This is a genomic window from Polynucleobacter sphagniphilus, from assembly GCF_001953355.1.
Classification (GTDB): domain Bacteria; phylum Pseudomonadota; class Gammaproteobacteria; order Burkholderiales; family Burkholderiaceae; genus Polynucleobacter; species Polynucleobacter sphagniphilus.
Window position 1 is genome coordinate 276,367 of sequence record NZ_MPIY01000001.1, and the last position, 23,892, is coordinate 300,258.

Annotated in this window: 27 protein-coding genes; 17 read left to right on the forward strand and 10 right to left on the reverse strand. The window is 45.9% G+C overall.

Going from position 1 to position 23,892, the window contains the following annotated elements:
- The first annotated feature begins 68 nt into the window (after positions 1-68).
- The 6 genes from BOQ04_RS01360 to BOQ04_RS01385 are packed head-to-tail and all read left to right on the forward strand — an operon-like array spanning position 69 to position 5,643.
- Entirely contained in the window at positions 69-290 is a 222-nt protein-coding gene (locus BOQ04_RS01360) for a hypothetical protein (protein ID WP_076022975.1), read from the forward strand.
- A gap of 57 nt (positions 291-347) precedes the next feature.
- Positions 348-3,335, forward strand: coding sequence for a formate dehydrogenase subunit alpha (locus BOQ04_RS01365; RefSeq protein ID WP_076022976.1), 2,988 nt, complete (start codon positions 348-350; stop codon positions 3,333-3,335).
- A 26-nt stretch (positions 3,336-3,361) separates the two neighbouring features.
- On the forward strand, positions 3,362-4,018 hold the full coding sequence (fdh3B, locus tag BOQ04_RS01370) for a formate dehydrogenase FDH3 subunit beta (RefSeq protein WP_076022977.1): 657 nt from the start codon (positions 3,362-3,364) through the stop codon (positions 4,016-4,018).
- On the forward strand, positions 4,018-4,254 hold the full coding sequence (locus BOQ04_RS01375) for a hypothetical protein (protein WP_076022978.1): 237 nt from the start codon (positions 4,018-4,020) through the stop codon (positions 4,252-4,254). Before fdh3B ends, BOQ04_RS01375 begins: the two co-directional genes overlap by 1 nt.
- A gap of 47 nt (positions 4,255-4,301) precedes the next feature.
- Positions 4,302-5,354 (forward strand): formate dehydrogenase subunit gamma, encoded by a 1,053-nt coding sequence (locus BOQ04_RS01380; RefSeq protein ID WP_076022979.1) that lies wholly within the window; start codon positions 4,302-4,304, stop codon positions 5,352-5,354.
- Entirely contained in the window at positions 5,326-5,643 is a 318-nt protein-coding gene (locus BOQ04_RS01385; protein ID WP_233126597.1) for a hypothetical protein, read from the forward strand. The genes BOQ04_RS01380 and BOQ04_RS01385 overlap by 29 nt, the downstream gene beginning before the upstream one ends.
- Here the strand turns inward: BOQ04_RS01385 and BOQ04_RS01390 are convergent, their stop codons facing one another.
- Together BOQ04_RS01390 and BOQ04_RS01395 are read right to left on the reverse strand one after the other, a co-directional pair.
- Positions 5,644-6,333: an ATP-binding cassette domain-containing protein gene (locus tag BOQ04_RS01390; protein ID WP_076022981.1), complete on the reverse strand. Its 690-nt coding sequence runs from the start codon at positions 6,331-6,333 to the stop codon at positions 5,644-5,646.
- The gene (locus BOQ04_RS01395; RefSeq protein ID WP_076023163.1) at positions 6,326-7,021 is read right to left on the reverse strand and encodes an ABC transporter permease; all 696 of its coding nucleotides are present in this window, start codon (positions 7,019-7,021) and stop codon (positions 6,326-6,328) included. Before BOQ04_RS01395 ends, BOQ04_RS01390 begins: the two co-directional genes overlap by 8 nt.
- Before the next feature lie 66 nt (positions 7,022-7,087).
- Here BOQ04_RS01395 and BOQ04_RS01400 point away from each other — a divergent pair, with 66 nt between their 5' ends.
- Genes BOQ04_RS01400 through BOQ04_RS01415 form a run of 4 tightly spaced genes read left to right on the forward strand, consistent with a single transcriptional unit; the run spans position 7,088 to position 10,019 of the window.
- Positions 7,088-7,282 carry a (2Fe-2S)-binding protein gene (locus BOQ04_RS01400; protein WP_076022982.1) on the forward strand — a complete coding sequence of 65 codons (195 nt, stop codon included), beginning with the start codon at positions 7,088-7,090 and terminating at the stop codon, positions 7,280-7,282.
- Between the two features lie 44 nt (positions 7,283-7,326).
- The gene (locus tag BOQ04_RS01405) at positions 7,327-8,040 is read left to right on the forward strand and encodes an endonuclease/exonuclease/phosphatase family protein (RefSeq protein WP_233126598.1); all 714 of its coding nucleotides are present in this window, start codon (positions 7,327-7,329) and stop codon (positions 8,038-8,040) included.
- Positions 8,037-9,515, forward strand: coding sequence for a cardiolipin synthase (gene cls, locus BOQ04_RS01410; RefSeq protein ID WP_076022984.1), 1,479 nt, complete (start codon positions 8,037-8,039; stop codon positions 9,513-9,515). Before BOQ04_RS01405 ends, cls begins: the two co-directional genes overlap by 4 nt.
- 12 nt (positions 9,516-9,527) lie before the next feature.
- On the forward strand, positions 9,528-10,019 hold the full coding sequence (locus BOQ04_RS01415; protein WP_076022985.1) for a YqaA family protein: 492 nt from the start codon (positions 9,528-9,530) through the stop codon (positions 10,017-10,019).
- Positions 10,020-10,025: 6 nt separating this feature from the next.
- Here the strand turns inward: BOQ04_RS01415 and BOQ04_RS01420 are convergent, their stop codons facing one another.
- The 8 genes from BOQ04_RS01420 to BOQ04_RS01455 all read right to left on the reverse strand — a co-directional run bounded on the left by BOQ04_RS01420 (position 10,026) and on the right by BOQ04_RS01455 (position 17,169).
- Entirely contained in the window at positions 10,026-10,730 is a 705-nt protein-coding gene (locus tag BOQ04_RS01420; RefSeq protein WP_076022986.1) for an ABC transporter ATP-binding protein, read from the reverse strand.
- A 4-nt stretch (positions 10,731-10,734) separates the two neighbouring features.
- Positions 10,735-11,490 (reverse strand): ABC transporter ATP-binding protein, encoded by a 756-nt coding sequence (locus tag BOQ04_RS01425; protein ID WP_076022987.1) that lies wholly within the window; start codon positions 11,488-11,490, stop codon positions 10,735-10,737.
- Positions 11,487-12,449 carry a branched-chain amino acid ABC transporter permease gene (locus BOQ04_RS01430; protein WP_076023164.1) on the reverse strand — a complete coding sequence of 321 codons (963 nt, stop codon included), beginning with the start codon at positions 12,447-12,449 and terminating at the stop codon, positions 11,487-11,489. The genes BOQ04_RS01425 and BOQ04_RS01430 overlap by 4 nt, the downstream gene beginning before the upstream one ends.
- A gap of 14 nt (positions 12,450-12,463) precedes the next feature.
- Positions 12,464-13,318: a branched-chain amino acid ABC transporter permease gene (locus BOQ04_RS01435; protein WP_233126599.1), complete on the reverse strand. Its 855-nt coding sequence runs from the start codon at positions 13,316-13,318 to the stop codon at positions 12,464-12,466.
- 113 nt (positions 13,319-13,431) lie between these two features.
- On the reverse strand, positions 13,432-14,667 hold the full coding sequence (locus BOQ04_RS01440; protein ID WP_076022989.1) for an ABC transporter substrate-binding protein: 1,236 nt from the start codon (positions 14,665-14,667) through the stop codon (positions 13,432-13,434).
- Between the two features lie 80 nt (positions 14,668-14,747).
- Positions 14,748-15,995 (reverse strand): FAD binding domain-containing protein, encoded by a 1,248-nt coding sequence (locus BOQ04_RS01445; RefSeq protein WP_076022990.1) that lies wholly within the window; start codon positions 15,993-15,995, stop codon positions 14,748-14,750.
- 3 nt (positions 15,996-15,998) lie between these two features.
- On the reverse strand, positions 15,999-16,463 hold the full coding sequence (locus BOQ04_RS01450; protein WP_076022991.1) for a VOC family protein: 465 nt from the start codon (positions 16,461-16,463) through the stop codon (positions 15,999-16,001).
- Positions 16,464-16,470: 7 nt separating this feature from the next.
- The gene (locus BOQ04_RS01455; protein WP_083657463.1) at positions 16,471-17,169 is read right to left on the reverse strand and encodes a TetR/AcrR family transcriptional regulator; all 699 of its coding nucleotides are present in this window, start codon (positions 17,167-17,169) and stop codon (positions 16,471-16,473) included.
- A 112-nt stretch (positions 17,170-17,281) separates the two neighbouring features.
- Here BOQ04_RS01455 and BOQ04_RS01460 point away from each other — a divergent pair, with 112 nt between their 5' ends.
- The 7 genes from BOQ04_RS01460 (at position 17,282) to BOQ04_RS01490 (ending at position 23,862) form a co-directional block, all read left to right on the forward strand.
- Positions 17,282-17,755, forward strand: coding sequence for an SRPBCC family protein (locus BOQ04_RS01460; RefSeq protein WP_076022992.1), 474 nt, complete (start codon positions 17,282-17,284; stop codon positions 17,753-17,755).
- Between the two features lie 72 nt (positions 17,756-17,827).
- Positions 17,828-18,688 (forward strand): FAD binding domain-containing protein, encoded by an 861-nt coding sequence (locus BOQ04_RS01465; RefSeq protein WP_076022993.1) that lies wholly within the window; start codon positions 17,828-17,830, stop codon positions 18,686-18,688.
- A 20-nt stretch (positions 18,689-18,708) separates the two neighbouring features.
- Complete coding sequence (locus BOQ04_RS01470; RefSeq protein ID WP_076022994.1) at positions 18,709-19,188, forward strand: (2Fe-2S)-binding protein; 480 nt, start codon at positions 18,709-18,711, stop codon at positions 19,186-19,188.
- A gap of 11 nt (positions 19,189-19,199) precedes the next feature.
- Positions 19,200-21,599 (forward strand): xanthine dehydrogenase family protein molybdopterin-binding subunit, encoded by a 2,400-nt coding sequence (locus BOQ04_RS01475; RefSeq protein WP_143742130.1) that lies wholly within the window; start codon positions 19,200-19,202, stop codon positions 21,597-21,599.
- Positions 21,600-21,717: 118 nt separating this feature from the next.
- On the forward strand, positions 21,718-22,494 hold the full coding sequence (locus BOQ04_RS01480; RefSeq protein ID WP_076022995.1) for a 3-hydroxybutyrate dehydrogenase: 777 nt from the start codon (positions 21,718-21,720) through the stop codon (positions 22,492-22,494).
- Positions 22,495-22,637: 143 nt separating this feature from the next.
- Complete coding sequence (locus tag BOQ04_RS01485; protein ID WP_076022996.1) at positions 22,638-23,216, forward strand: superoxide dismutase; 579 nt, start codon at positions 22,638-22,640, stop codon at positions 23,214-23,216.
- Positions 23,217-23,250: 34 nt separating this feature from the next.
- The gene (locus tag BOQ04_RS01490) at positions 23,251-23,862 is read left to right on the forward strand and encodes a urate hydroxylase PuuD (protein ID WP_076022997.1); all 612 of its coding nucleotides are present in this window, start codon (positions 23,251-23,253) and stop codon (positions 23,860-23,862) included.
- The last annotated feature ends 30 nt before the right edge of the window (positions 23,863-23,892 follow it).

Genomic DNA, 23,892 nt, shown 5'->3' on the forward strand with positions numbered 1-23,892 from the left:
AAACTGCAAAAAATACCAATAGCCTATAAAATTGATGCAAATCAATTATTAATAAAAACGGATACGCCATGAGCTCAAAAAAGCCCGCCTCAGCAGCAAAGGGTAATCAAGCTTCACGCCGCCAATTTTTCATTGGGGCGGGAGCAGCAGTCGGTGCTGCAGCCATTATTTCTCAAACTCCTGCAGGTAAAGCAGTGATCAAAGAGGTGACTTCTACTGTCACGGATAAAGTCGATGGTTATCAAGCATCTGCACACATTCGAAAATATTACGCAACAACCTTGATTTAATTCAAGGCTTGGTTTTTCAAAAAAATAAACATATAAAAAATTCCCTAGGTACGCCACATGAGTTTGACTCGTAAACCGAATACCCCTCAGAGCAGTCGTAGCAGCTCATCTTCTCGTTTAATAGGTAGCCTATCGCGAGGTCTCAAGGCTGCTGTCCCAACCATGGACCGCCGTACCTTCTTAAAACGTTCAGGCATTGGTGTTGGTGCGGGTATTGCTGCTGCTCAACTTAGTATGGTGCAAAAGACAAGCGCCGAGCCAAGCCAGGCGATGCTCGATGGCAAAGCAGGAAAGATTGAAGTAAAGCGTTCTGTATGTACCCACTGCTCAGTTGGTTGTGCGGTCGATGCTACTGTTGAGAATGGTGTTTGGGTCCGTCAGAACCCCGTCTTTGACTCTCCAATTAATATGGGTGCACATTGTGCCAAAGGTGCGGCTCTGCGTGAGCATGGTCATGGTGACTACCGCTTGCGCTATCCCATGAAACTGGTTGATGGTAAGTATCAGCGTATTTCTTGGGACCAGGCTTTAACCGAGATTACTGCGCAGATGAAAGATATTCGCAGTAAATACACGCCAGACTCAATGTTTTTTATTGGCTCCTCCAAGCATAACAATGAGCAGTCTTATTTATTGCGTAAATGGGTGTCTTTCTTCGGTACTAACAATACCGATCATCAAGCGCGTATTTGCCACTCAACGACTGTTGCTGGTGTAGCGAACACGTGGGGCTATGGTGCGATGACCAATAGCTTCAATGACATGATGAATTCCAAAGCAGCTCTCTATATTGGCTCGAACGCTGCTGAAGCCCATCCTGTTTCGATGTTAAGCATGTTGCATGCTAAAGAGAGCGGTTGCAAATTAATCGTTGTCGACCCGCGCTATACACGAACTGCTGCAAAGTCAGATCAGTATGTACGCATTCGCTCCGGAACTGACATCCCATTTTTATTTGGCGTTCTGTATCACATCTTTAATAACGGCTGGGAAGATAAAAAGTACATTGATGATCGTGTTTACGGTATGGATGAAATCCGTAAAGAGGTCATGGAGAAGTGGACTCCCGCTAATGTAGAAGCAGCTTGTGGTGTGCCTGAAGCGCAGGTTTATAAAGTGGCGCAGACAATGGCCATGAATCGTCCGAGCACCATTGTTTGGTGTATGGGTCAAACACAACATACAACGGGTAATGCGATCGTACGCGCCTCCTGTATCGTGCAATTAGCACTTGGTAATATTGGTGTATCTGGTGGCGGTACTAACATTTTCCGTGGGCACGATAACGTTCAAGGCGCAACTGACGTAGGCCCCAATCCAGATTCATTGCCAGGCTACTATGGCCTTGCAGCGGGCGCTTGGAAACACTTTGCTTCTATTTGGGGTGTGGACTACGAGTGGATCAAGGGTCGTTATGCACCCGACATGATGGAAAAGTCTGGGACGACAGTCTCTCGCTGGGTTGATGCAGTACTTGAGAAAACGGATCTCATTGATCAGCAAAATAATGTCAAGGGATTATTCTTCTGGGGTCATGCGCCAAACTCCCAAACACGTGGTCTTGATATGAAACGTGCTATGGATAAATTAGATCTATTGGTAGTAGTTGATCCATATCCAAGTGCGACTGCGGCCATGGCTGCGATGCCTCCTGCAGAGGGTGGGCAAGTAAATCCAAAGCGCAATGTGTATTTGTTGCCGGCAACCACTCAATTTGAGACGCATGGTTCAGTAACCTCTTCAAATCGCTCTATTCAGTGGCGTGAGAAAGTAATTGATCCGCTATTTGAATCGGTGCCTGACCATGTCATCATGCAGGCCTTTGCTGATCGTCTTGGTTTTGGTCAAGAGCTCTCGCAAAACTATCAGATGCTCGATTCAAAATATGCTGGTACGCAATGGAGAGAGCCAGAGATCGAATCGATCTTGCGCGAAATCAATCGTGGCATGTGGACCATTGGTTACACAGGCCAAACGCCAGAGCGCCTGAAAGCCCATATGCGCATGATGCATGTGTTTGATCCTAAAACTTTGAAGTCACGTGGTGGCGTAGATCTAGTGACTGGCTACGACACAGCGGGTGATTACTTTGGCTTGCCATGGCCTTGCTATGGAACAGCTGCAATCAAACATCCTGGCTCACCGAATTTGTATGACACTAGTAAGAGTGTGATGGAGGGTGGTGGTAACTTCCGCGCTAACTTTGGTGTGGAGCGTGATGGCAAGAGCTTGTTAGCTGCTGACGGTTCTTACTCAAAAGGGTCTGCAATCAAAACCGGTTATCCAGAATTTGATGCAACCCTAGTCAAGAAGTTGGGCTGGTGGGATCAGCTTACTGAGGATGAGAAAAAACTCGCAGAAGGCAAGAATTGGAAGACTGACTTGTCAGGTGGCATTCAGCGCGTAGTGATGAAAAACGGTTGCATGCCTTTTGGTAATGCAAGGGCTCGGGCAGTTGTTTGGAACTTCCCGGATCCGATTCCGACCCACCGTGAGGCTCTGTACAGTACGAACGAGCCAATGATGCGCAAATATCCAACGATTGCGGATAAGAAGAATTTCTGGCGCTTGCCAACGCTCTATAAGACTGTCCAGGATAAGAACTTGAATGACAAGCTGTATGAGAAGTTCCCAATCACTCTGACTTCTGGTCGCTTGGTTGAATACGAGGGCGGTGGTGATGAGACGCGTTCCAATCCATGGTTGGCTGAATTGCAGCAAGAGAACTTTGTTGAAATGAATCCAGCCGCTGCTGCCGCACGTGGAATTAAAAATTGGGATTATGTTTGGGTGAAGTCTCCAACCGGGGCTCAGATTAAGGTTCGCGCTTTAGTAACTGAGCGCGTGGATGCGAGTACGGCATTTGTGCCATTCCATTTTGCTGGATGGTGGCAGGGTGCGAACTTGCGCAAATACTATCCCGACGGTGCGAGTCCCGTGGTCTTGGGAGAGGCTGTGAATACAGCCACTACTTATGGTTACGACATGGTAACTATGATGCAAGAAACCAAAACCACAATGTGTCAAATCGAAAAATTTGCCTAAGTCAAAAATAAGATCAGGAAAATAAAATGGCAAGAATGAAATTTATCTGTGACACAGAGCGTTGCATTGAGTGCAATGGTTGCGTGACAGCTTGTAAAAATGAAAATGAAGTGCCTTGGGGCGTCAATCGTCGCCGGGTGGTTACGGTAAACGATGGCATCATCGGGCAAGAAAAGTCGGTATCAGTGGCTTGTATGCACTGTACTGATGCGCCGTGCATGGCCGTGTGTCCAGTCGATTGTTTCTACCGCACCGATGAAGGGGTGGTATTGCACGATAAAGATATTTGCATTGGTTGCGGCTATTGTTCATTAGCCTGTCCATTTGGCGCCCCTCAGTTTTTGAGCAAAGGTGCATTTGGTGTCCGCAGCAAGATGGATAAGTGCACATTCTGTAATGGTGGCCCTGAAGAAAATGGTAGCGTAGAAGAATTTGAGAAATACGGTCGTAACCGTCTGTCTGAAGGTAAGTTGCCATTGTGTGCAGAGATGTGTTCTACCAAGGCTTTAATTGCGGGCGATAGTGAAGTAATCACCAGTATTTTCACGAACCGTGTAACTACCCGTGAAAAAAATGGCCACTACCCTGGTAGTGAAGCATTTGGTTGGTCTACTGCCTATGGTGGACCGGGTACGCCAGGCCCAACGCCAACCCCTGGCGCTCAAGTTCCTGGAGCGAAATAATGAAATGTAATTTCAAACTGCTGGGCTTATGTCTTGCTGCACTGACCTTATTGTTAGCTTGTTCTGAGCCTCCTGAGATTGCTGCCAAAGCTTCGAAGCGTCCCGATATGGCTCCATATATGGGCGCGAACGATGGCTTCATGACTAAAGATTGGACGCCTGGCAATCGCGAGAGCTGGATTGATGCGCTCAATAAGCGTAATGAAAACCAGAATGAATATGCCCGCCTGAAGTGATTAGCGATACAACAATAAATAAAACAAAATCGTTCAAGGATATCTTTATGACCCAATCATTTATTCGAGTCGTGCGCCCGCTGATCTTGGCGCTAGGTTTAACGCTTACTCTAGCTAGCGGATTTAGTTTTGCAGAGCGCGCACCGATGGCGCCCCTTCCAAGCCCGAGTGGTGTGGATGTGCCGCGCAATCCCAATAGTTTGGCCAATGGCACGCAAGCTCAATCACAGCCGGCCAATAGCCCACCTGCCAGTGGCCCAATTTGGGAGACGGCCAATAGCGATCCCCTGAACTATGTCAGCATTCCGGATACGCAGGCTGGTGTTTTGATTCAGCGCTCTGGTCAGCAATGGCGACTGATTCGCAATGGTATTGTGACTGTCTATGGCGCATGGTTATTGGCGATCTCTGTATTTGGTATTGCAGCGCTCTATCTACTAAAAGGCCCGATTAAATTGCATGAACCGCTGTCAGGAGTAATGATTAAACGTTTTAGTAGGTTTGAGAGGTTTGCTCATTGGACAATGGCCTACAGCTTTGTGGCATTGGCATTCACTGGATTGATGATCCTGTATGGTAAATATTTTGCCATGCCTGTGATTGGTGGCTTGGCTTACGGCAAATTCTTATTTGTATGTAAGAACATCCACAACTTCACTGGACCTCTATTCACCCTCAGCATTATTGTTTTCTTCTGCCTCTTCGTGCGCAAGAATCTTCTGGATAAGGTTGATATTGAGTGGCTCATGGCATTTGGCGGCATTCTATCTGGCAAGCATGTACCATCAGGCTTTTTTAACTTGGGTGAAAAGATTTGGTTCTGGTGTGGCATGGTGATCTTAGGTTTAACAATTTCAGCATCGGGTTGGGTGCTAGATATGATCGTGCCATTTATTCATATTGAATATTGGCGTGGCACCATGCAGCTCGCTAACCTAGTACATGCTATTGGTGCCTTATTGATGACTGCGATGGCGATGGGTCATATCTATATTGGAACGATTGGCATGCAAGGCTCAATCGATGGCATGAAGACAGGCTATGTTGATGAAACTTGGGCTAAAGAGCATCATGAAATTTGGTACAACGAAATTAAGTAAAGGCGAAGTAATGAAAAACATCGGTATCTTCGCTATTTGTGCCTTGGTGTGTGTATCTTCGTACGCTGCATTGCCGCCATTGTCTGAAGAGGCGCAGCTTGCAGTTAATTTAGCGAAGGCAAAGGCTGCTTATGGCGATAAGGTAGCTGCTTACCAGCTATGTCAGGCGCAAAATCGCGTTGCTGATCACTATCGGGTCGCTGGCACTCCTTCGCCAGCTGCCTGCATAGCGCCACCACCATTTGAGGCGCCAGTGGTTCAGGCTGCAGAAGCGCCAAAAGTAAAATAATTAGCTTATTGCTAACTCGTGATTTAAGTAGTGCTGCGCTGCAAGGGTTTGGGGGTTGGAGAAGAAGGCGTCAACAGGCCCAATCTCTTTTATCTCCCCCTCATCCATAAAGATCACGTATTGCGCTACACGTTTCACTTGTGCCAGTTGATGCGAGGAGAACAAGACTTCTGCGCCCCGATTCTTAAGCTCCTGTATGAGCCTCTCAACTTGCGCGCTTGAATTTGGGTCAAGATTGGCTGTTGGCTCATCCAATAAAACAAGAGCCGGTTTTTGCAAAATAGCTCTTCCAATGCATAGCTTTTGGCGTTCACCCGCTGATAATTGAGTCGCTGGGCGATCGGCATGATCGCTTAATTCAATTTCTGCAAGCACTGCGTCAACATCTGCATCGGTAATGCGTGAATCAACATCTTTTACCATACTTAAATTGGTTTTACAGGAAGCTCGCACCATCGGAGTGTGATGAAGTACTAGGGCAGTTTTTTCATGACCATTTAAATATGTGATGGTTCCGCAGTCAGGTTTGATGAGTCCGGATAGCAGTTTTAAGAGCGTAGTTTTACCTGCTCCATTTGGACCAATGCAGGCTATGATTTGCTGATTTGGGATGATGGCGTGCTCAATGCTTAAGATGGTTTTGCCATTGCTGCGGACCTGAATATCTTTGAGCTCAATCAATTTATCCATAGCGCCGCTCCGATATTTGCCGTACAGCAAAGATAAACAGGTTAGCTAGTAAGACGATGCTTAAAAGGATGATTCCTAGGGCAAGAGCGAGTGGCAAGTCACCCTTACTGGTTTCCAATGCAATTGCAGTCGTCATCGTGCGGGTTGCATGATCAATATTTCCGCCTACGATCATGACTGCACCAACTTCTGAAATTGCCCTTGCCAGACCTGCCAAAACTGCAATTGTGAGGGAATAACGGCAGTCCCAAATCAGCCATTTGAGACGGGACAATTGAGGAAGGCGAAGAGCCAAAAAGGAGTCGCGATGAATTCTCCAGGAATCCTCTAGGATTTGCCTGCTCAATGCGGCGATCAAAGGGGTTGTGAGCAAGATTTGAGCCAAAATCATGCCCTTGACTGTGAATAGCATGCCCCAAATGCCTAACGGTCCAGAGCGTGAGAGAAGTAGGTAAACAATAACACCTACAATCACCGTTGGAACGCCCATGAGGGTATTGAGGGTCACAATGATGGCCTTTCTGCCGGCAAACTCTTCAGTAGCTAAAAATGCACCAATTGGCAGCCCCAGCACAATGCCAATGAATAGCGCGCTCAGGCTCACCTCTAGTGAAACCAGCACAATCCCCATCACACCTTGATCTAGATGTGCCAAAAGGAAAAGAGCAGCTTGAAATGCGGTAAACATGGGCTTGATTCTATCAAGGCGGTGGCAAAATAGGCCTAATGCTATTAAATACATCCATTTACCCAAATGTCTGAAATCATTTGCCTTTGTAATGAGGTCCATGAAGCGGATTTGCGTGCCTATTTAGATGCAAACCCCGTGAACTCAATTGATGAGTTACGTGAACAAGCATCTATTTGCAATAAATGCATGCAGTGCCAAGATTTGGTGGAGGGCGAGATCTACTTGGCTCGTCTAAGACGTCAACAGGCGGGCAGTTAATTTAAATGCATAAAAATAAGCCTGGGCAATTCAGCGTCATGACTATGAATGTGCATAAAGGTCTTTCCCCATTGCATCGGCGCACAACGATTTATGAGTTGCGTCAAAAAATGCGGCATCACCATCCCGATCTACTTTTTCTGCAGGAGTTGCAGCAAGAGCACCGGGGCAGAATACGTCGGTATGGGCAATGGCCCTTGACTGAGATGACCCATTTCTTGTCAGAGAACTTTTGGCAAGATTGGCATTACGGTAAAAATGCAGAATATGCTGATGGGCATCATGGCAATGCCATTTTGTCAAAGCAACCTTTGTTTAAAGGACAAAACTACGATATTTCTGCCTATCGTTTTGAAAAGCGTGGTCTGCTTCATAGTGTGATGCAGTTGGAGGGCCTCAGTGCATCTGTTCATTGTTTCTGTGTTCATCTAGCCCTTTTTGAGAGAGGCCGGGAGCGTCAGCTTGAAGAAATTATTCATTACATTGATACGCTTGCTGCAGATAGACCGGTGATTGTTGCTGGCGACTTTAATGATTGGCGCAATCGGATGAGTGTGCCGATGCAACAAGCTGGCTTTGCAGAAGTATTTGAAATCCTAACCGGCGCACCAGCTAAAACCTTTCCAAGTGTTAAGCCCATACTCCCCATGGATCGAATTTATGTCCGGGGTTTGCGTGTACGTTCGGCCAGTATTTTGCATGAATGGCTTAAGCTCTCAGATCATCTGGGTATCACCGCTCAATTGGAGCTAATATGAATTCTCTTCTCGCGCCTCTATTGGAATCAATGACCTCATTCCATCTACATTGGTTATTCTTGGCCCACATTACTTTTGTGATCCTTTTCATTGGGGTGATTATTTCCGTCAGAAGGCCAGTAGGAGTGGCATTCGCTTGGATTTTTATTGTGGTAGTCTTCCCTTTGATTGGAATAAGCCTATATATCTTGATAGGCGAAAGGCCGGTAGGGCGTAGTTTGAGACAAAAAATTACGCGTATGAATGTCCCTTACGCAAAGATTACTGAATTATTGCGTCAGGAGTACGCTGCCGATCGAGAAAAACTCCCGGCTGAAGGTAGAGCCTTGAGTATTTTGGCTGAAGCAAGCAATGGCACACCAGTAATGGCCGGCAATAAAATTGAATTGCATACGGACTCGTTAAAAATTCTGCAGCTCTTTGTCGATGAGATTAATCGGGCAAAAGTCAGCCTGCATTTGGAATTCTATATTTGGGCTTTGGGTGGAGATGCTGATCGTGTTTGTGAAGCACTCATTGCAGCTGCTAAACGCGGTGTGGCTTGCCGTGTTCTATTGGATTCCTTGGGAAGCAAGGATTGGTTCAAATCAAGTTGGCCAAAACGTTTTCGTGAGATTGGCATTCAAGTAACTGAGGCCTTACCAATTCAAGTGGGTCGCTTTCAATTTCGTAGAGCTGATCTGAGGCTGCATCGCAAAATCTTTGTAGTCGATGGATCTGTAGTGTGGTCTGGCAGTATGAACATGGTCGATCCAAGAACATTTAAGCAGGGCGCAGGGGTGGGTGAGTGGGTAGATGCCATGGTGCGCGTTGAAGGCCCGGTTGCATCCCAGTTTGAACTGACATTTGCATTTGACTGGAGTGTTGATAATCCTGACATTACTAGCTTTGATGATCGTATGCCACCAGCTTCGCCGGTTGAGGGTGGAGCGATTGCTCAGGAGTTTTCTTCTGGCCCGGTATATCGAGACGATATCTTGTATCAGGTCCTCCTATCTGCAATCATCGATGCCCGTCAAGAGTTGACAATTACCACCCCATATTTTGGCCCTGATGATGGTCTGTTACAGGCTCTAATGGCTGCTGCTCGGCGGGGCGTGAAGGTAACGCTTATCGTGCCTAAACTGAATGACTCTAAATTAGTGGCCTGGAGTAGCAGAAGCTACTATGAAGACCTCATGAATGCAGGTGTTCATATCGCTGAGTTTCATGGTGGCTTGCTGCATACTAAAAGCTTGTTGATTGATAAGCGGATTGCTATTTTTGGCTCAGTTAATTTTGATCAACGCAGCCTACGCCTGAATTTTGAGATTAGCTTAATTATTTATAACGAAGATTTCTGTGCAAAACTAGAGGGCCTCATTGGAACCTATTTAGCACAATCCGAATACGTTGATTCACAAACTTGGGCTAAGAGACCTAGATGGCAGAAATACTTATGTAATGCCGCCCACCTTACCTCACCATTACTTTAAAGGCGCAAACTGATGGAGCATTTTTTAGGATGGTTTGCATTACCTTCGATTGGTCTTCCTGCTGTATTTGTAAGTGCCTTTTTATCGGCTACCTTAATACCTGCTGGATCTGAGCCGATTCTATTTGGGTATACCTCGGTTAATCCTCAAATGTATTGGATTGCTATATTTTTGGCGACGATAGGTAATACTTTGGGTGGAATGGTCGATTGGTGGATGGGTTTGCTCGGCAGAAATGGCTTTGAAGCATTTAAAGGGCATACGGGGGGCAAACTGCAGGATTGGCTAAAGCATTGGGGGCCTAAGATTTTATTACTTGCATGGCTCCCAGGGGTTGGCGATCCCCTCTGCTTGGCGGCAGGCTGGCTTAAGCTCCCTTTATTGCCTTGTACGATCTATATGTTTTTTGGCAAGCTATTTCGTTACCTGGCCTTGACTTGGCTGCTAACCCTAGTTCCTGAGAGTGTTTGGCACCAACTAGGACATTGGCTGCATTTAATTTAAGCCACTCTATACGGCGCAATATTTTTGTTGAATTTCATCATTGGCCAATAAATTTTGGGCTGTGTCATGAAAAACAATTTCGCCTTGATCAAGAATGTAGGCTCGATCAGAAATCTTGAGGGCCTGTTGAACATTTTGTTCAACCAACAGTATGGTCAGACCTTGCTGTTTAAGCTTTGCAAATAATTCAAACATTTCTTCAACCAAAACAGGCATGATGCCTTCGGATGGCTCATCTAGCAAGATGACTTTGGGCTTACTAATCATAGCCCTTGCAATGGCCAGCATTTGCTGCTCACCACCTGACATAGAGGTGCCGTCTTGATGAAGACGCTCTTTTAGTCTTGGAAATATCTCGGCGATTTCATCAACCATGGCACTCATGTTGCCGCGATCCTTTTTAACAATGACCCCAAGTTCTAAGTTTTCTTTTACAGTCAATCCAGGAACAATTCTGCGATCCTCTGGAACATAAGCCAAGCCTAGGTGAAAGCGTTCATGTGCAGGTAAGTCTAAAAAAGAGGCTCCATCGATTGATGCTTTTCCTTCCCTTTTGCTTAATAAGCCCATTAAGGATCGGAGTGTGGTCGTTTTACCTGCGCCATTGCGACCCATTAAGGTGACAATTTCTCCTTTATGCACATTTAAGGAAATTCCCTGGAGGATATGACTACGGTCATACCATGCGTTTAAGTTTTCTACGAGCAACATATTTTTAACCCTGTCCTAAGTACACGCGGCGTACTTCTGCATTATTCTGAATGTCCGCTGGCGTACCCTCAGCCAAAAATTCTCCATGATGGAGGACGATAATTCTTTCGCATAGTCCCATAATGAGTTTCATCTTGTGCTCAACCAAGATCACTGTTCGCTCTGTAGCTAATGTACGAATCAACTCCATCATGACAAGCGTTTCTTCAGGCGACATACCAGCGGTTGGTTCATCTAAAAGCAAGAGGCTAGGATTACAAGCTAATGCCATTGCAATTTCGAGGGCGCGTTGTTGCCCATGAGCTAGATCACCAGTTTTTTTATTTCTTAGATGCTCTAGATTGACGCGCTTTAATAGCTGATCTGCAAGCTCAATTGGACGTGGATAGTGTTTTGCATTCGTTAAAAAGTTGTAGCGACTCGTTTCCATTTGTGCCGCTACCCGAACATTTTCATGAACTGTTAATTGCTTGAAGACATTGGTGATTTGAAAGCTTTTGGAAATTCCTATGCGGGCAAATTCATGCTGTGCAAGACCTGTAATATTTTTGCCATTAAATAAAATTTCTCCACTGGAAGGTGGAAAGGCACCGCTGAGGACGTTAAAGAAAGTACTTTTACCAGCACCATTAGGACCAATGATGGCAGTTAGTGTGCCAGGCATAAAGCGGGTGGATACATCTTTTAGTGCCTGAAATTTTCCGAAGATTTTGCTAATATTGCGAGCCTCAAGAATGGGCATCTCATGCTTACTGGTCATTGTGATGAGTCCTGCGAAATATGTAATTTACTTAAAATGCTGCCCCAAATTCCCTTAGGAAAAAAGAGGACGAAGAACATAAATACGATGCCAACGACTGCCATCCAATGCTTGGTATATCCGGTAACAATGTCCTCCAAAAATAGCATGACCGCAGCGCCAACAAAGGGGCCAAAAAAAGTCCCCATACCACCCAAAATACTCATCATGACCGCTTGACCAGACTGCAAGTAATTCAGGGAATCTATGGGAACAATGGATAAATGTAGAGCGCGCAGAGATCCTGCTAAGCCGCAAATTGCCGCAGACAAAATAAATACTAGTAACTTGGTGCGCGCAACATCATAGCCGCAGGCAGCCGCCCGCTTTTCATTCTCTCGAATGGCTTCCATTACAGCGCCAAGCGGAGAATTCAGGATACGAGAAATCAGCCAAATTGCAAGAACGACAAAAAATAAAATGACGTAGTACTTCGCTAGGGGATTGAGGAGGTCAACTGGAATCCCAAATATTTCAAAATTATCTACTCGCACCCCTCTCAAGCCATTTTCTCCGCCCGTAAGGCTCTCTGCTTTATAGAAGATGAAGTAAACGATTTGCCCAAGCGCTAAAGTGACCATCGAAAAATAAATGCCACGAGTCCTTGTAGCCAGGAAGCCCATCAAAAGACCCCCAATCGCAGCGCCAATGACTCCAATCAGAATCGCCAAGCCCCAAGGTAGAGAGTAATGAACAATGCTGATTCCTGTCAGATAGCCGCCAATGCCAAGAAATGCGGCATGCCCAAACGATAGGAGTCCCATATAGCCAAAGAGGAGATTAAAACCCATGGCGAATAAACCAAAAATCAAGATATTTACAGCCAATGCTTCGTATGGCATTAAAAATGGAAAGATCATCAAAAACAGGCTACTTGCCAATACGCGATGTCTTGCAATGAGTTGAAAGAATGAGTTCATATTGATCATTGGGCTTAACCCATTGCTCCCGCTTTACCAAATAATCCTTGCGGACGAATAATGAGAACCACTGCCATTAATACAAAAATAGAAAGTTCTGCAAAGTCTGGGAAGAACAGGGAGGTCATGCTGTATACAATCCCAACGAGAAGTCCGGCAACTACCGCTCCAACTGGTGAGCCCATTCCGCCTACCACCGTAACTACAAAAGATTCCGCCAAAATGGGAATGCCCATCTCAGGGTTTACAGAACGAGTGGGCGATGCCAAAATTCCAGACAACCCAGCAATCGCACAACCTAAAGCGAATACAAAAAGCCATACTTTCGCAATATCAATACCCAATACCTTGACGATTTCTTGATCAGCTGCACCTGCTTTAATGATCAGTCCATATTTAGTCTTTTGGATGAAAAACCAAACAGCAAAAAGAATTAGTGCAGTTGCGCCAATGAGGAATATTCGATATTTTGGAAAATAACCAAATCCAACATTCATTGCGCCACCCAAGCCTTCTGGCGTAATGGAGGGTAGGCCTTCAATACCAAAGGTCACGCGCATTGCTTCGATCAGCACATACGACAGCCCAAAAGTAAGGAGAAGAGGGTAGTCGATGCCGCGTCCATAAAGAGGGCGAACCAAAAACCGCTCTGTAACTAAGCCAATGCAGCCGGTTAAAAGGGGGGTAATAACGAGGCTTAACCAAAAGTTACCTGTAATGCCTAAGAAGTAGACCCCTAAAAAGGCGCCAACCATAAAAAAGGCGCCGTGCGCAAAATTAACGACATTGAGCATGCCGAATATGAGGCAAAGCCCAAGCGCCAAAAGTGCATAGATGCTACCCAGGGAAATTCCAGTGAGTAACTGCATGCAAAAAAGTTCGAATGAAAGTCCGGTCATAAGTATGTGTGATAGGCGTCTTGCTTAAACGCGATAGAAAAATGAATCGGGGTAAATAGATCATTTACCCCGAAATTCTAGATTTAAGCTTTGAAGCCCAACTCAGTGCACGAGCGCATATTCTTATCGGTGGTTGGTTCGATCGTCAAAATATTAAATATGTCGTACTTATCCTTCATATTCTTCGATTTTGATTCAATGATGATCACCGATTGCACCGCCTGGTGATCGCATTTGCGATAGTATTCAGGACCCTTATACCAGTCGTACTTCATGTTCTCCATTGCAGCAATTACTTTTGGAGTATCGATTGATTTAGCAATCTTGACAGCAGCCAATACGCTCTTGACGCCGGCATATCCGTAGGAGCCGTAATCCGATGGAACTGCCCCGTTATACATTTTTCGATAGGCGTCATTAAATACTTTGGCGCTAGGAATGCGATCTTCAAGGCCCCAGTAGTAAGAGGTTCCACCAATAATTCCTTCAAATGCTTCGGGACCACCAGCGAGGCGAGCGGTATAGAGTAGTACAGGCGTAACTATTTTCATACTAGACTTCAAGCCAAAGTCCGTACATTGTTTGGCAGCATTGACCAAGTCGCGACCAAAGTTGCATAACACCAAAATATCGGGATTGAGTGCTTTGATGCGTGGCAAAAATGCCGAGTAATCAGAGGCACCCAGTGGGTGGCGAATATCGGCAAGAGTCGTAGCACCCATTTCTTTACCGGCTCGCTCAAAAGCGCGCACCATTTCATGGCCATACGCATAATCCGCAGTTAAGAATACGATCTTTTTTCCATAGCGAGGGATGGCGTAGCGGGCGACAGCGCCAGCAGTCATGGTTGGGTTAAGGGCCTCATGAAAAGTGTAAGTGCTCCAATCTTTTGCTTCATTAATGGCATCGGATTGACTGATGGAGTTAAAAAGCACCTTACGCTCTTTACATACCGCATTAATGGAAAGCTGGGTGGCTGCGGATACAGAGCCAACAACGAAGTTAACCTTATCTTTTTCGATTAACTCAAGGGTTCGAGTAGCTGCTTCACCTGAGTTTAATTTGTCATCGCGAACTAGTAACTCTGCCTTGCGACCATTAAAGCCGCCGGCATCGTTAAATTCCTTAATGGCCAGCTCCGCTGCTTTTACTTGATCCTGCGCTTCTGCAGAAAAGGGCCCAGTCAGCGGTGTTGGAAATCCAATTTTGATAGTCTCTGCTTGCGCCTGCGCTAAATTAATCCATAGCGGTGTTGTTGCAGCAGTTGCCCCACCAATTAGTAACTTTCTTCTGGTTTGATTCGTTATCTTTTGTTTCATGGTTGTCTCCTCCATATAAAACAGTTGGTTAAATAAGTTTGTTGCTCAATACACCATTAATGCTTTTATTTATAGTTAACTTAAAGTGTTGCTGCTGCTACTGGTACTGCTTTTCCTGCTGCTAATAATGAACTAATATCTACAGCCGTTTCTGCCATTACCGTATCGGCATTTCGCTTAAGACTTTCTCCATCGCGATTACCTTTGGCGCCCTGAGCTTGCATATATCGCCCTAGATATTGGGCCCTGGCAACAACCTGCTGACCAAGATGCAGTCGCTCTACGCTGTAGGCATCTAAGGCTGCCGGGACTGCGCCTAATAGAGAGATGTGTTTGGCAATACACATGGCCTCATCACCTGCTTTAGTGACCCCCATTCCAACATGGGGTCTGCCTACAAAAGCCGCATCACCCATGAGCGCGATTCTGCCAAACACTATTTGCTCCGAGCGCACGTCATAGATAGCCTGCAGGAAAGGAGCGGGCGTCTTTTCTAAAATCTCTGCATATTGTGGGGCCAGTATTTCTCGGGCTGCAGATCGCATGGAGTGAATATGCTGCCAGGATACTTTTGCTGGCGGAATACCTGTGGGGTAATGGTGGCCATCAGCATCGCTCAGTAATTTAATGAGCTCATCCTCTTCTGAGGCAGGGCGATACCAGACAAAGTTGTAACGACGACTGCCTACACGGGTGTTATTTCCCGAGCCGGCGACAGGGTAGCCTAGCATTTGCTCGCCATTTGGTAAGCAAAAGCCAAAGTAATTAAAGAGGGTGTCTAATGTGTATTTGGATAAGCAGCCCTCATCACAAACTCCGCGCCACGCAATGTAACCCGCATACTCAGGACCTACGGCAGGAGCAACCTGCGCACGTACCGCAGATCGAATGCCATCCGAAGCAATTAATAGGTCAGCGCTGTAATTGCTGCCATCTTCACAGTCAACATATACTTTGTCGGCGTCTTGTGAAACAGTCTTGACAGTTTTCCCTTGTAGGTAACGCTCACTAGAAAAATTTTCTTTTAGCAACTGATACAGGCGGCTCCAAGAGGTGAGGGTTTGCGTCAAATCCATTTCGCCTAGGCTGGAGCCATCGGCACCGAGTGTGACGCGTTTGCTAACCTTTACCCCGAGGTTTTCATCTATCCTTATACCGGCTTCGCGTAAGGCGTCTGCTAGAGCATCATGGGTCACAATTCCAGCGCCACGACCATCTAGTGAGCCACTTGCCTTTTCTAGCAACAAGACATCTTGACCTTGACGTAGCAGGATATTGGCAGCAAATAAGCCTCCCAAAGACCCGCCGACGATTAATATCTTTGCCATGGCTTACTTTTGCGCTTCCTTGGCATCCAAGGCAGCTTTTTCTGAGGCTGGGTAATTTAATTCAATCACTATCCCATTGGGATCATCCAGAAAGATTTGGTGTAGTTTCAGAACGGGGACGGTACGCTCTCTATACTTGGCGCCAAGCCTTTTGAGTAATTGAATTTTCTCTTCCAGGCCGGTTGCAAAGAATGCAACGTGGTCAATAGCACCTGATCCCTTTAAGCTTTCAGGATCACGCTCTCCTAGATATTGTTTGAGCCCATTGGGATCATTTTTATCTATGGCAATCAGATGCAAGACTGCATTTGCCCAGTCGCTGTCATCCCCGTTGTACATCCATACACCTGGGAATGGAAATTCTGGTCTGGGTCCTACAGTTAGCCCAAGGTAATCGCTATAGAACTGGGTTGTTTTTTCAATTTCCAGACTACGAATTGAAAAATGATTGAGGCTTAAATTTGACATGGATACCTTATTGACTGGTAAAAATAGATTGGGCTGAAAGAAGATATGAGCGCACGCGGTCTTGAATAATTTCTTTATCAGTATTTTGGTTATCTGAAACATAAATAGATTGGCCATAAACCCATCTACGCATACCGATATAAAAAATTCCGCCATGCAAGCCCATTAATAGCTCAAGCTCCCTCTGGCTGGGCTTGGAGCGTGTACTACGCTTACAAAATTTACGGGTTTCTCGAATCAATCTGGGCAGAAGTCTTAGGCGCAATAGCTCAAAGAATCGATCGCTAATGGAATGCTCGCTAAGACCTGAAAAAAGCAAGATTCGAACAAAGTCATAAGTCAGAACAGTGTTTGAATAGTCAATATAAAAAGCGTTCAACTTTTCTTCTGGTGAGAGCTTCTTGTCATCGAGCAACTCTTCCCACTGTGGTTTCCAGCGTGACTCAAAGACCTCTCGGTACACTTCTTGGATGAGGGCCTCTTTGGTCGGGAAGTAGTGGTAGAGCAGAGTGTGTGTAACACCCAATTCCTTGGTGAGATTTCTTAACTGACCATCTATGCCATTTTTGGCGAAAAATTGGATGGCCCCATTCAGAATTTGGCGCTTGCGTTCAACCGTATTCATTCTGCGCCGAGTTGGCTGAGCGGATCCATCAATGCTATTGGGCATTTCTGTATTGAGATGGTTGTTTTGAGAAAAGCTCATGGATGCTCAGGGTTTATCCGAATTTAGGCTTATTGACCAAAAGTTAAATAATGGTACATTGTTGAGCAGTTGGTAGATAAGACTCTATTCGTATAAACCCCAAGGAGATGACATGGAATTAAATGGCGAGCAACTCATTGCCGCTCCCATACCGGACGTATGGAGGGGTTTGAACGATATTGATGTACTGGCTAAATCCATTCCGGGCTGTGAAGAAATTAGCAGAGTCTCTCCAGAGGAGATTCACGCTAAGGTCATGTTCAAGATCGGTCCTGTAAGAGCCCGTTTTTCCGGCAAGCTCCTATTGAGCGACGTGATTCCAGAGCAAGCCTGTTCAATGGCTTTTGAGGGTTCTGGTGGCGCTGCGGGATTCGCTAAGGGTCGCTCTCGCGTGGAATTGAAGTTGGTTGATGGCGGAACCTTGGTTTCTTACACGACTGAAGCCTCCATTGGTGGCAAATTAGGGCAAATTGGAGGGCGCTTAATTAGCGCTTCAGCAAAAAAAATTGCCGATGATTTTTTTCAAAAGTTTGCCAAGGAATTGGGTGGTGAAGTCATTCCGCTTCAATCCGCTCCCGAAGATTAAACCTACGCCACACGAAACTAAAGCAATCCAAGTCAGACGACTTGGTAAAAATAAAGCAGTGGAGGAGACCTTATGAAAGCAGCTCAATTTGATTATGTAAAGCCCAAAACCCTTTCGGAGGCGCTGGACTTGCTGGTCGAGACTGGTGATGATGCTCGCTTAATGGCGGGCGGACAAACATTGTTGGCAACCTTAAATATGCGACTTTCAGAGCCAAGTATCTTGATTGATATCACTGGCATTGCTGAGTTAAAAGGCATATCTGTGCAAGGTGAGAGCTTGCGTATTGGTGCTTTGGTTACCCATACAGAGATAGAGGATTCAGATCTGGTGGCCAAGCATGCTCCACTACTAAAGCTGGCTGTTCCACATATTGCTCACCGCGCTATCCGCAATCTTGGTACTTGGGGCGGCTCATTGGCGTATGGCGATCCAGCCGCAGAGTGGCCAGCGTGTAGCATTACTTTGCAGGCTACCATGATTATTCGCGGGCCATCTGGCGAGCGACGAATTGGCGCCGAAGATTTTTTTATTGATCTCTACACCACATCCTTGGAGCCTGATGAAATCTTGGTGGCTACTGAAATTCCAATTGCTAGCAAGGATCAAATCAGTTATTTCAATGAACTCGCCCGTCGCCATGGCGACTATGCCGTTGCTGGAATTGCAGCAGTTGCAAAAAAGAGTGGTGACGTGCTCAGGGACTGTGTTTTTACTTTCTTTTCGGTTGGCGCAACTCCGGTAGTAGCGACTAAAGCCCAAGCACTCATTGATGGACAAGAGCTCAACGATCAATTGATTAAAGAGGCCGTAGAGATTGCCAGGAGTGAGATTGAGGCAATCGCTGATTTAACCAATAGCGCAGAGGCGAAGCAGCATCTCATCGGTGTATTGCTCGAGCGTTGCCTTAAAGACATGCTAGCCCAGAGATAAAAGAGGGTTTGGAGAACAAAATGAGTTTGAAGAAAAAAATTTCAATGACTGTCAACGGTGAAGCAGTCTCAGCGGAGATAGATCCACGCAGACATTTGGTAGATTTTCTGCGAGAAGATCTTTTTCTTAAGGGCCCTCATTTGGGTTGTGAGCAAGGCGCTTGTGGCGCTTGTACTGTCAAAGTAAACGGTCAAATTATTCGCGGCTGTTTATTCTTGGCCGTTCAGGCTGATGGCAGCATTGTAGAAACTATTGAGGGCGCAACTAAAAGTGGTGCCCTAGAGGACCTTCAGAATGCATTCATGCGCCATAACGCAATGCAATGTGGATTCTGCTCCTCTGGCATGTTGCTTGCGGCCGCTGAGCTCATTGAAAAGCAACCTCACGCTACTCGCGCTCAAGTGCGTGAATGGATCTCAGGAAACTATTGCCGCTGTACTGGTTACCACTCGATTGTTAACGCTATTGTTGACGTCCTCAGCGCTCGCGCTAACGCTTAAGAGAGTACCTCATGAATAAGCCCTTTGAATCAACAGTTATGACAAGCAATCCCATCACTAATGATCAACGCTATATTGGTGTGAGCGAACCAAGACATAAAGCCCGTCGCCTTCTTGAGGGTCAAGGTACCTATGTGGACGACATCGTATTGCCGCGTATGGGGCATGTGGTCTACTGGCGCTCGCCTGTTGCACATATGAAAGTTGTCAATATTCATAGTGAAGTAGCCCGTAAGATGCCAGGGGTATTGGCCGTTATTGATGGCGTTCAAATGGCAGAAATTTGTAAACCCTGGGTTGCTACTTTGGGTCATATGGTGGGCATGAAATCAGCTCCTCAATATGCTCTGGCAATTGATCGGGCTTGCTGGCAAGGTGAGCCAGTCGTAGCAGTGGTTGCAAAAACCAGAGCGCAGGCTGAAGATGCCTTGCAATATATCGACGTGGAATGGGAGGAGCTGCCGCCAGTAGTTTCTATGGAAACTGCTTTAGATCCAAGCACTCCATTGATTCATCCAGAGTTGGGCGACAATCTGTGTTTCACGCGTAGTCTTGATGTTGGCCAAGTGGATGAGGTATTTGCCAATGCTGATGTAGTGGTTGAAAAAACCTTCGGGTTTGGGCGTCATACTGGAGTTACCTTAGAGCCTCGCTGTCAAATTGCTGACTACAATCCGGGCAATAAAAGCTTGACGGTATATCACTCGCAACAAGCGCCGCATATGATGCAGGATTTGTATTGTCGGCAATTTGGTCTATCGGAGTCCGATGTTCAAGTGATTTGTAAAGATGTCGGTGGATCTTTTGGAATCAAGGTACATGCTTACCCAGATGATTTTGCAACGGTGGGTCTTGCTGTTTTGTTAGGGCGTCCAGTCAAGTTTGTTGCTGATCGACTAGAGTCCTTTACCAGCGATATTCATGCGCGTGAGCATCGAGTCAAGGGTCGAATTGCAGCAAATCACGCTGGCGATATTCTTGCATTTGAAATCGATGACTTGACTGGCATTGGTCCCTACTCCATGTTTCCAAGAACGAGTGCGATTGAAGGCAATCAAGTTGTTAATCTAGTGGGTGGCCCCTACAAACATCAACACTACCGTGCAAAATTAAATGTGGTGTTTCAGAACAAAGCCCCAACCTGTCAGTATCGTGGCGTAGGTCATCCCATTGCATGTGCGGTAACCGAAGGTTTAGTTGATTTAGCTGCGCAAAAATTACAGATCGATCCTTTGGAGTTTCGCAAGCGTAATGTGATTCCAGATGATGCATATCCTTGCACTGGTGCATCTGGAATCAAGCTTGAAGTGCTCTCTCATGAGGAGTGCTTAAGAGTGATTGAAAAAATGATGGACTATCCCGCTTTACGCAAAGAGCAAGATGAGCTCCGTAAGCAAGGAATCTATCGAGGCATTGGTTTTGCAACCCTGATTGAATTAACTAATCCAAGCCCTGCTTTTTATGGCGTTGGTGGCGCCCGTATTGCATCACAAGATGGTGCTACCGCACGATTGGATCCCAGTGGGGTGGTTACAGTGCTGATTGGGGTTGGCGAGCAAGGTCAAGGCACTGAAGCAATCTACGCACAAATTGCCGCTGATGGGGTGGGCGTATCTATTGATGATGTTCGCATTGTCACTGGGGATACTTCGGTTACTCCATATGGTGGCGGCACTTGGGCATCGCGTGGTGCTGGTGTTGGTGGGGAAGCTGTTCTGTTGGCTTGCCAAGCATTGCAGGAAAATATCCTTAAGTTGGCTGGCGCTATTTTGAATCGCCCAGTCGACGATTTAATAGTGTATCGCGGCACTATCTTAGATAGGGCTACAAAAGCAGAGTTACTGCCTTTTACTGAAATAGGTCGTATTGGTTATTTCAGAACGGATACTTTGCCTACTGGATTTTCTGCTGATCTCATGGTGACTCGGCATTACACCCAAAAGGAATATCCATTCATTTTCACTAATGGCGTACAGGCTTCGTATGTTGAGGTTGATCCGGAAACCGGATTTGTAACCTTATTGAAACACTGGGCTGTAGAAGATTGTGGGCGCGTACTCAATCCGATGTTGGTTGATGAGCAGGTGCGTGGCGCTATTGTGCAGGGTATTGGCGGTGTGCTTTTTGAGGAATGTCTCTACGATGAAAGCGGTTTATTGCGTAACGGCAGTATGGCTGATTACTTGGTGCCTATGGCAAACGAGATGCCTGATATTGAGGTGGCTCATGTACAAACACCAACACAGTCATCAAAACTGGGTGCTAAGGGCGCAGGCGAAGCTGGAACCGCAGGTGCCCCAGCAGCCGTTCAAAATGCCATTAACGACGCGCTATCAGCTTTTAATGCCTCTGTATTTGATCAGCCAATTACACCAGAAAAGATACTGCGCGCGCTCGGGAAGCTTTCATAAAACTGACTTAATCAGATTGGTGCATCCCCCATATTGCCATTGGGGATGCATCCTGTAATATCTGGAAAACGGTCTAGCGCCTAACTGCCCCCCACTTTATTAAATGGTAAATCTACGTATGTCTACATTAAAAGGTAAAACAGCAATCGTGACTGGTTCGACCAGTGGTATTGGTTTAGCAATGGCTATTGGACTTGCTAAGCAGGGCGTCAACATCATGGCCAATGGTTTTGGTGAAAAAGACGCCGCTATTGCCCAAATAAAAGCATGTGGTGTTGAAGTGGATTATCACGGTGCTGATATGAGCAAACCCGCCGAAATTAAAGATTTAATAGAGCAGACTGAAAAGCGTTTTGGTTCCATCGATATCTTGGTCAATAATGCCGGCATTCAGTACACGGCAAACGTTGAAGATTTCCCGGAGGATAAATGGGAGTCGATTATTGCAATTAACTTGAGTTCGGCTTTTTACACCTCTCATTACGCGCTCCCTGGTATGAAAAAACGCAATTGGGGTCGCATTATCAATATTGCTTCAGTGCATGGCTTGGTGGGATCTGCACAAAAGGCTGCCTATGTAGCTGCGAAACACGGTATTGTTGGCTTAACAAAAGTGACCGCTTTGGAGAACGCAAAAACCGGCATTACTTGTAATGCAATCTGCCCAGGGTGGGTTTTGACTCCGCTCGTGCAGAAACAGGTTGATGCGCGTGCAGAGCGTGATCATGTCTCAAATGACGAAGCTAAAAACGCGCTGGTTTCTGAGAAGCAGCCTTCAGGTGAATTTGTTGCTCCGGAACAGTTGGCAGCTTTAGCGGTATTTTTGTGTGGCCCTGATGCTTCTGAAGTGCGGGGCGCAGCCTGGAATATGGATGGGGGCTGGACGGCTCAATGAAGTGCTGGGTAGATGATTGAAGATTTGGGGGTCTTTGGGCCCCCATTTTTGATGGTACCGCTGAAAATATCAGAATAGTCTATAGTTGCAGAAATCCTAATTAGTCACTCTTGACTCAACACTACTTCGAAAGGAAAAAAACAATGGAACATACATTGCCACCATTGCCATATGCTCTTGATGGCTTATCCCCCTATATCTCAAAAGAAACGCTTGAGTACCACTATGGTAAACATCACCAGACTTATGTAACCAACCTGAATAATCTCATCAAGGGTACTGAGTTTGAGTCTTTAGGTTTGGAAGATATTGTTAAAAAATCTACTGGAGGCATTTTTAATAATGCTGCTCAGGTCTGGAACCATACCTTTTATTGGAATAGCATGAAGCCAAATGGCGGCGGTGTACCAACTGGTGCTTTAGCTCAAGCTATTGATGCTAAGTGGGGATCTTTTGATCAGTTCAAGGAAGAATTTACTAAATGCGCGATTGGCACATTTGGCTCTGGTTGGGCATGGTTGGTCCAGAAATCGGACGGTAGCTTAGATCTCGTTTCCACCAGTAATGCAGCCACCCCATTAACGGGTGACGCAAAACCTTTGCTCACTTGCGATGTATGGGAGCATGCTTATTACATTGATACACGTAATGCACGTCCAAAATACCTAGAAAACTTTTGGAATTTGGTAAATTGGGAATTTGCAAGTCAAAATCTTGCATAAGTAGTAATTCAACATCAATTAGGAGACTTCTAATATGGCTTCAATTCTGTCCTCTTTAGGGCGCACCGTTTTAGCAGGTTTTGTGCTGCTCGTTTTGATCATTTTGGCTTTGGGTGGCAACTTTTCCGCTCCTGAATTGCCATTTGTATTCCGTTGGTTGCATGTCATGTGTGGCGTCATGTGGATTGGTTTGCTCTGGTACTTTAACTTTGTGCAAATTCCTTCCATGCCAAAAATCCCTGATGAGCAAAAGCCAGCAATTGGCAAGGTAATTGCTCCAACTGCTTTGTTTTGGTTCCGTTGGGCTGCTTTATTTACCGTGATTACCGGTTTGATTGTTGCAACCTTAAACGGATATGTGCATCAGGCAATGACTTTGCAGGCTCCATTCCGTCCAATTGGCTTGGGTATGTGGATTGCTTTAGTAATGGCGTTTAACGTTTGGTTCATCATTTGGCCAAATCAAAAACGTGCCCTTGGCATTGTTACCGTTGAGGCAGATGTCAAAGCGAAATCAGCTCGCGTAGCGATGTTGACATCCCGTTTGAATACATTGTTATCCATCCCAATGCTGTTCTTGATGGTGGCTCAGTCACACAATACAACTTGGTTCATCATTGATGTGATTGCTCCTGTGGTGCAATAAGAATCCAGTCGTAAGCAAAAGGCCCGCAAT